This window comes from Luteibacter sp. HAY1-4A (assembly GCF_056755355.1).
The window spans coordinates 1-8417 of record NZ_JBNDHZ010000084.1; the positions used below are offsets into that span (position 1 = coordinate 1).

Sequence of the window (8417 nt, forward strand, 5' to 3'; positions counted from 1 at the left end):
CGGCACTTTCGGCATGGCACAGTGGTACTTTGCCGACACCCCGGGTGAAACCATCGAACTGGTGGACGGCCTGGAGGACTCGACGCACTGGACATACCAGCGCAACCAGGACGGCAGCATCGCGACGCACCCGGACGGCACGCCGATCAAGGGCTTCCGTCACAACGCCCGCGGCAACAACGCGTCGATGACCGATGCGAACCGCTTCCCGCGCATGCTGGCCTACATCTATGAATCGGTGTGGGTGCCATACGACCTGCGTCCGGTGGTGAAGCTGGCCCATACCTGGAACCGCGACGGCAGCGCCGATCCCATCCAGGTGAACGCGTTCAGCAACTGCCCGAAGGTGCGCCTGCTGGTAAACGGCGTGCAGCAGGGTACCGACCAGGTGCCGAACCCGTGGGATACGATCGACGAGGCGTCGTACAACCTCGAGAACGGTCCGACCGACGAGCTGACCGGCAAGATCGTCGGCGCCGACAAGGCGCAGAAGACCACCCAGCTCCCGGGCCAGGTGCACTGGAACGTGACCTGGAAGTCCGGTCAGGCGGTGGCGCAGTGCCTCGATAACCTGGGCAACGTGCGTACCGACGAAAACGGCAAGGACGTGGAAGACACGCTCACCACGGCCGGTCCGGCCCACCACATCGAACTCGAGGTGGTGAACACGATCGATCCGATCGTCAAGCCGGACGGCACGCGCTTCCAGATCACCGCGAACGGCTCGGATGCCGCCTTCATCGTGGCCAGGGTCGTGGACGCCAATGGCGTGCTCGTGCCGGACGCCAGGCAGAAGGTCGACTTCGAAGTGGACAGCGGTGCGTCGCTGGTCAGCTTCAACGGAGGCACGCAGCAGTACGTCGATTACAGCGCCGGTGAAATACCGGACCAGAACGGCGGCATCGCCGAACCGATGCACTACTACCACTCGCCGGGTTCGCACGAGCTCCAGTTCGAGGGTGGCCTGCAGAAGGTCGCGCTGCGCACGAAGTTCACCACCGGCACGGTAACGGTGAGCGCCTCGGCGCCAGGCCTCCTCACAGGCCATACCTCGTTCACGATCTCGGCCGTGCCGCAGGCACCGACGCCGTCGGGTCCGCCCTCGATCATTGCCGATCCGGTGGACGACAGCATCACCGCCGGCGACACGGGGCACTTCTCCGTGACGGCGTCCGGCGCGCAGCCGCTCAGCTTCACGTGGAAGAAAAACGGTGTTGAGATTCCGGGCGCCACCGGCGCGAGCTACACCACGCCGGCCACGAGTCTCGCCGACGATGGCGCGAAGTACACCGCGGTGGTCCATGGTGCGGGTCCCGACAGGGAATCAAACCCGGCCGTGCTGCACGTCTTCGCGTTCAAGCAGGTGACGATCTCCACCCAGCCTGTGGCGCAAAACGTGGACGAAGGCCAGACGGCGCACTTTGCCGTGGTCGCTTCCGGTTCGCCGAAGGTGCAGTACAAGTGGATGAAGGATGGCGTCGCCATTCCGAATGCCACGGGTCCGACCTACGACACACCGGCGCTGACCCAGGCCGACAGCGGCAAGGCGTACTCCGTCTTCATCAGCAACTCGGGCAGCCAGCAGCTTTCCAACTCGGTGCAGCTCACGGTGAACGCGGCGCGCCAGCCGGTCTTCACCGGCGCGATGGCCGACGTGCGTGCGAATCCGGGCCAGCCGGCCACGTTCGACGTGTCGACGCTGGTGGCGGGTACCTCGCCGTTCCACTACAAGTGGTCGCACAGCGGGCAGCCGGTGGGCGACGACCAGCCGACCTTCACCATCCCTTCGGTGCAGCAGTCGGATGTCGGTACCTATAGCGTCACGGTAACGAACATCACCGGCGACGCGCTCGGCATCACCACGTCAGCCAAGCTGACGCTCGCTCCGCCCGGTGCCAACCTGGCGCGCCAGAAGCAGACGCTGGCCAGCGAGGTGGAAAACCCGCAGGGCACGGCAGCGTGGCAGGCCGTCGACGGCAACGAAGCGACCCGCTGGGGCTCCAAGGTCGGCGACGACAACGCATTCATCACGGTGGACCTTGGATCGTCGCGTACCTTCAACCGCGTCGTGCTGAAGTGGGAGAACGCCCACGCGGCGGAGTACAAGATCCAGTACTCGGACAGCCCGGATGCCGGGTTCCAGGACGCGTACCACGCCGAAACCAGCAACGGCGGTACCGAAGACTTCACCTTCGACCATCCGGTGAAGGGCCGTTACGTCCGCATGCAGGGCATCAAGCGTGCGACCGACTACGGTTACTCTCTGTTCGAGTTCGAGGTATATGACTCGGCCGGCTGCTGCGCCATCACGGATCGCTACACCACCGCGACCGGTTCCAACCTTGTGACCGACACCTTGAGCGGCCTGCGGTGGGATCGCACCCAGCGCGGCTTCACCGACCAGGGTGCGCAGTTCACGCAGTCGGTGGCGATCCGCGAATGCGCGAAGGACGGCATGCGTCTCCCGACCGTCGACGAAGCGCTGGCCATCAGCGGCCAGAACTACTCGACGGCGGCGTTCCCGGGCGCATGGACGACCTGGACCGAAGGCCAGGATCCGAGCGATCCGGAGTTCGCCTTCCAGGTGAATTCGCTCGGTGTGAAGAGCCGCGAAGTGGCCGAGAACAATCCGGGCCACGTGCTGTGCGTCCTTGGCACGAAGGCGATCGCTCCGGTGATCACTGCCCAGCCCACAGGCCAGAAGGCCGGCGTGGGACGCTCCGCGCACTTCACCGTCACGGCGACGGGTGTGGGTCCGCTCAGCTACGACTGGTACACCGTCGGCAAGAACGCGGATAACGCCGATGTGGAGTCGTTCCTGTCCAGCACCGGTGACGGCATCTATGCCACGCCCGCCCTCGTGGCGGCCGACAACGGGACACGCCTGCGTGTGAAGGTAGTGAGCACCCAGGGGCTTTCGACGACCAGCAACGACTTCCTGCTGGCGGTCGACAATTCCACCGACGGCTCCGACCCTGTCTTCGGTACGGCGCCGGTGCAGCAGCCGGGCAACGGCGACAACGGTGGCGACACCGGGAGCAATCCGGCCAGTCCGGGTACGCCGGGCGATGGCAAGAACGGCGTGAACATCGCCTTTGGCGCCTCCGCTTCGTCGTCCGTGGATCCGGAACGTGGCGATCTCGGTCCGTCCGCCGCCATCGACGGCAAGTTCGACACCCGCTGGAGTTCGAAGCCAGGCGTGGACCCTGCCGACCTCGTGGTGGACTTCGGCACGCCGAAGACCTTCGACCACGTGATCATGCGTTGGGAAAATGCATCGTCCGCCGAGTACACGATCGATACCTCCGACGATGGCCAGACCTGGCATACCGTCAAGGGGCCGATCGCCGGCAAGGGTGGGGTGGACACCCAGTCGTTCGCCGCGCAGACGGCTCGCTTCGTGCGCATGAACAGCACGAAGCGGAACACCGACTACGGCAACTCCATGTTCGAGTTCGAGGTGTACGCTGCCACGGCCACCCAGCCGCAGCAGCCGGTCACCGACCAGCCGTCGCAGACACAGCCCGAGGTGCCGCAGCAGCCGGACCAGACCGTGCCCGCAACCGGCAACCTGGCCCTGCACCGTACGGTGCTGGCGTCCGACAGCGAGAACCCGGTGGCGTTCAAGCCGGAGAACGTGAACGACGGCGACGCCGGCACGCGCTGGTCCTCGGCCTTCACGGACGACCAGTGGATACAGGTCGACCTCGGTTCGGTGCAGACCATCGGGAAGGTGGTGCTGTCGTGGGAGAACGCGCATGCGCTCGCCTATCGGATCGACGTGTCCACGGACGGCAAGACCTGGAATGTCGCGTACGACAACGAGAACAGCCAGGGCGGCGTGGAAACGATCACGTTCCCGGCGATCTCGGCGCAGTACGTGCGGATGACGGGCCTCAAGCGCTCCAGCCCCTATGGTTACTCTCTGTGGGAAATGGGCGTGTACGCCGCTGACGCCGGTGACGGCACGACGCCGCCCGGGAATCCTCAGGCGAACGATCCGTCGCAGGGCTTCGACTACGTCACGTATCCGGGCTACATCGGTACGCAGCTCCGCAACACGACCAACGGCAAGTGGCGCGACGACCAGATCTTCGTTGCCGTCATCGGCCGCGACCCGGTGACCCAGGTGTTCTCTTGGGTGAAACCGGACGGCACGCTCACGGCCGCATCGGAAGCGGACAACGACGGTTCCGGCCACCTGACCAAGAATGGCCAGAACTACCCGAACTACTTCTTCACGCTGGCGCAGGCAAAGCTGCTCAAGCTGCCGAAGATGGATTCGGGCCGGATCTTCGTCTCGATCGGCGAGCCGATGTACATCAAGATCCTGAAGGCAGCCGACGGTTCGATTGGCTTCGCGGGCCCCAATCCGCTCAACGCCACCGATCCGAACATCGACGTGCACTACGACTGGTATGAGTTCACCTGGAACGACAACGCCATCTTCATCAACACGACGCAGGTCGATCAGTTCTCGATCCCGCTGTCGCTCGATGTCTACGGCGGCGACAAGACCAGGCACGAGTCGTCGGGCATCACGCAGACGCGTGCGCAGATCTTCGCCCAGTACAACCAGGAGGTCCCGGCCGAGTTCCAGCTCACCGAGGCCGATCCGATCCGGATACTGGCGCCGGGCAAGGCCGCGTTCGATACCGGCAAGCCGCAGGAGCACTACTTCGACGATTACATCGACCAGTCGTGGACGTACTATCAGAACCACGTGCTGGAGATGACGATCGGCAACAAGCAGTTCGAAGGCACCGTGATCGACGGCGTCCTGACCTTCACCCATACCAACTGGGCCGATACGCATGAACCGGACGAACCGGAAGGCATGCTGTTCAAGGTCGGCAAGCCCAGCACGCAGGATGTGCTGGAAGGAAAGGGCAGCCTTGCTCGCTCCACCGACCCGTGGGGCGTGGAAGGCCAGCTGGAGGCGCAGATCTGCGCGGCCTTCAACCGCCATGTGATGGAAGACACCAGCCTGTGGAAGGACCCGGGTTCGTTCTACACGCAGTCGCCGGCGAACTATTACTCGCGCTTCTGGCACCTGCATGGCGTGAACGGCAAGGCCTACGGTTTCGCGTACGACGATGTTTCCGACCAGAGCTCGACCTTGATCGAGACGCAGCCGGAACACCTCGAACTCGGCATCGGCTGGTAAAGCCGGTAAAACGGTAAAACGAAAGGGCGGTGGAGCAATCCACCGCCCTTTTCGTTTTCCGTTGTAGGAGCCGCTATAGCGGCGAGGGCAATCTTGCCGCGCCGTCGCGAGGTTTCCTCGCCGCTGTAGCGGCTCCTACAGGTCAGCGCTGGTCGTTGGACGAGGCGTCCAGTTCCTTCAGTATCCGGTAGATCTCGCGGAACGCATGCAGCGGTTTGTTCGCCTCGCGTTCCGCCTTCGCCTGGCGCACGAGCGAGCGCAGGTGCTGGCGGTCGAGGTCCGGATGCCGGTCGAACAGGTCGCCCAGCGCGGCGTCGCCGCCGTCGAGCAGCTTCTCGCGGGCCGCTTCGAGGCGATGCATGTGCGCGGCTTCCTGACGCTGGCGGTCGCGGTCCTCACCCAGTTCCGCGCGCGCATCGGCGAACGCTTCGTCGCCGTGCCTGCGCATCTGCTTCGCGAGGAAGGCCAGCTGGCGCTTGCGCGCGATGTGCGCCGTGATCTTCCGCGTGCGGCCGATCTCCTCGACGATGTCCTCGGGCAGGTTCAGCTTGGGAATGCGGCTGGGCGGCAGTTCCATGAGCTGGCCGGCAAGCTTGAGGATGTCGAGCGCGTTGCGGCGCTTCTCGCTGCGGCTGGGGCCGAAGTCCTCTTCGTCGTCTTGCGGGCGGTCGTCGAAAGGCTTCATGGCATGGCATCCGTGATGGACTGGAAATCGTCGGCTTCGCGTTCGAAGGCGAAGCGGGGAACGGTCTTGCCGTCACGCTCGACGGTTTCGGCGAACATGGCGGCGGGACGTACCCAGAGGCGGCGTTGGTCGTAGAGGTCCTGGTAGATCACCAGTTCCTCCATCGTCTCGCTGTGCAGGGCGCTTCCCAGCACACGGTAGGGCATGCCCTTGAAGTGGCGGTAATAGCCGACACGGACGCTCATAAGGGGTTCCATGGCACCATGGGCGGTGCCCTTTGCTTTTTATCGGGCGACGCGGCCCCCATCTGCTGGGGATCGGCCGCGTACGGCCCGATATTCTAACCGCCCAAGCCCCAGGACGCCCACGTGAGCCAAGTTGCGACCCCCGACACCAGCCATCAGGACCTCGATCGCCTCGCCGAACTGGCCGAGGAAACGATCCGCCGGGCCCGCGCCGCCGGGGCCAGCCAGGCGGAGGTATCGGCCAGTATCGACGTGGGCCTCAACGTGAACGTGCGGCTGGGCGAGGTGGAGACGGTGGAGCGCACACGCGACCGCGGCTTCTCCCTCACCGTGTATTTCGGCGGGCGCAAAGGGTCCGCCAGCACGGCCGACCTGCACCCGGACTCGATCCAGGCCACCATCGACCAGGCCTGCGCGATCGCGAAGTTCACCGAGGAAGACCCGGCGTCCGGCCTGGCCGATGCCGGCCGCATGGCCACGTCGTTTCCGGACCTCGACCTGTGGCACCCCTGGGACCTGGACGTGGACGACGCCATCGCGCTGGGCCGCGATATCGAGGACGCCGGCCGCGGGGTCGCGGGCATCACGAATTCCGATGGCGCGAGCGTGAATGCCGGCCAGAGCCTGTCCGTCTATGCCAACTCCCACGGTTTCGTCGGTCGCGAGCGCGGCACGCGTCACTCCTTGTCGGTGGCGCTGATCGCCGGCGACGACGACGGCATGCAGCGCGACTACTGGTACGACAGCGTCCGGAACGCCGGCGACTTCATGGACGCCGGCGAGATCGGGCGCAAGGCGGCTCAGCGCACGCTTTCCCGCCTGGGCGCGCGTCGGCTGGGAACCCGTCAGGCCCCGGTGCTGTTCGCGCCGGAGGTGGCTCGTTCGCTGCTCGGCCACCTGCTCGGTGCCGTGAGCGGCGGATCGTTGTACCGGCGTTCCAGCTTCCTCGTCGACCACGTAGGCAAGCAGATCCTGCCGTCGTGGTTCCGCGTCGACGAGAAACCGTTGGTGCCGCGTGGTCACGGTTCGTCGGTCTTCGACGCCGAAGGCGTGGCTACCGTGGACGCACCGCTCGTCGTCGACGGCGTGTTGCAGCGTTACATCCTGGGCAGCTACTCCGCGCGCAAGCTCGGCCTGTCGTCCACGGGTAACGCCGGCGGCGTTCACAACCTGTATGTGAAAACCGGGGGCGACGACTTCGCCGGCATGCTGCGCAAACTCGGCACCGGCTTGCTGGTGACCGATGTGATGGGGCAGGGCGTGTCCATCGTCACGGGCGACTACTCGCGCGGCGCCTCGGGGTTCTGGGTGGAAAACGGCGAAATCGCCTATCCGGTCGAGGAAATCACCATCGCGGCCAATCTGCGCGACATGTACGCGAACCTCGTGGCGGTCGGCGCGGACGTGGACCGTCGCTCGCACGTGCTGACCGGCTCCTGGCTGGTTGACAGGATGACGATCGCCGGCGAGTAAGCAGGAAGGCTTTGTGTGGGAGCCGCTTCAGCGGCGATGGGTGCTCGCGGCACGCTTGCTGCTACCGCGGGATCGCCGGCACAGCCGGCTCCCACATCAGCCCCCTCTGTGCCGAACGTCGGCTTGACAGGGCCCCCCGACGGAAAGGACAGTGGAGGCCGACATCGTCCACGGAGTTCCGCCATGAGCACGCCGTCCGACCAGATCCCGCCGTCGCCCCCTCCGTCGCCCCCGCCTTATGAGCCCACCGGCTCCGTGGCGACGAATACCGACGACAAGAACATCGCGATGCTGACCCATCTCTCGGGGATCATCTTCAGCATCATTGTCCCGCTCATCGTATGGCTGGTGCACAAGGACCGCGCCGACAAGAGCTACCTCGTCGGCGAGGCGAAGGAAGCCCTGAACTTCCAGATCACGGTGCTCATCGGCTACGTGATCTGCTGGGTGCTCGCCTTCGTCATCATCGGTGCGTTCCTCACGCCGCTGCTGTGGCTGTTCAACCTGATCTTCTGCATCATCGCCGCGGTTCGCGTCAGTTCGGATGGTACCTACCGTTATCCGTTCGCGCTGCGGCTGATTTCCTGATTACTCCAGGCTGTCGATTCCCGCACCCGGAGGCCTGCTTTGGCAGGCCTCTTTTTTATTTCCGGCAGTCCGGCACGCATGGGCGGTAAGGACGGGCTCAGAGCGAACGTCCCATGCTCTGCTGTGCCTGCTGCGTACGCACCTCTTCCAGAATCTGAGCCTGCCGCTGGTCGTGCTGCTGGATCTGCTCGATGGCCTGCTCGGGAAAGGGCGGCGCCTTGTCTAAGTCGACCAGGGCCGGCCTGGTACGGACGCCCGT

Annotated in this window: 5 protein-coding genes; 3 read left to right on the forward strand and 2 right to left on the reverse strand. The window is 65.2% G+C overall.

Going from position 1 to position 8417, the window contains the following annotated elements:
- The first annotated feature begins 13 nt into the window (after nt 1–13).
- Nucleotides 14–5167, forward strand: a complete 5154-nt coding sequence (locus tag ACPYOD_RS18725) for a beta-1,3-glucanase family protein (RefSeq protein WP_481303199.1) — start codon at nt 14–16, stop codon at nt 5165–5167.
- A gap of 142 nt (nt 5168–5309) precedes the next feature.
- On the opposite strand, the gene yjgA is transcribed toward ACPYOD_RS18725, so the two are convergent.
- The gene (yjgA, locus tag ACPYOD_RS18730) at nt 5310–5852 is read right to left on the reverse strand and encodes a ribosome biogenesis factor YjgA (RefSeq protein WP_481303200.1); all 543 of its coding nucleotides are present in this window, start codon (nt 5850–5852) and stop codon (nt 5310–5312) included.
- A complete protein-coding gene (locus ACPYOD_RS18735) occupies nt 5849–6097 on the reverse strand; it encodes a DUF1653 domain-containing protein (RefSeq protein ID WP_167022240.1) in 249 nt (82 codons plus the stop codon). The genes yjgA and ACPYOD_RS18735 overlap by 4 nt, the downstream gene beginning before the upstream one ends.
- 123 nt (nt 6098–6220) lie before the next feature.
- On the opposite strand from ACPYOD_RS18735, the gene pmbA reads away from it, so the two are divergent.
- The gene (gene pmbA, locus ACPYOD_RS18740) at nt 6221–7570 is read left to right on the forward strand and encodes a metalloprotease PmbA (RefSeq protein WP_481303201.1); all 1350 of its coding nucleotides are present in this window, start codon (nt 6221–6223) and stop codon (nt 7568–7570) included.
- Between the two features lie 183 nt (nt 7571–7753).
- Nucleotides 7754–8158 (forward strand): DUF4870 domain-containing protein, encoded by a 405-nt coding sequence (locus ACPYOD_RS18745; protein ID WP_481303202.1) that lies wholly within the window; start codon nt 7754–7756, stop codon nt 8156–8158.
- The last annotated feature ends 259 nt before the right edge of the window (nt 8159–8417 follow it).

Coding starts and splice junctions, on each gene's coding strand:
- ACPYOD_RS18725 (WP_481303199.1), top strand. CDS start 14: ATGGCACAGTGGTACTTTGCCGACACCCCGGGTGAAACCATCGAACTG.
- ACPYOD_RS18745 (WP_481303202.1), top strand. CDS start 7,754: ATGAGCACGCCGTCCGACCAGATCCCGCCGTCGCCCCCTCCGTCGCCC.
- yjgA (WP_481303200.1), bottom strand. CDS start 5,852: ATGAAGCCTTTCGACGACCGCCCGCAAGACGACGAAGAGGACTTCGGC.
- ACPYOD_RS18735 (WP_167022240.1), bottom strand. CDS start 6,097: ATGAGCGTCCGTGTCGGCTATTACCGCCACTTCAAGGGCATGCCCTAC.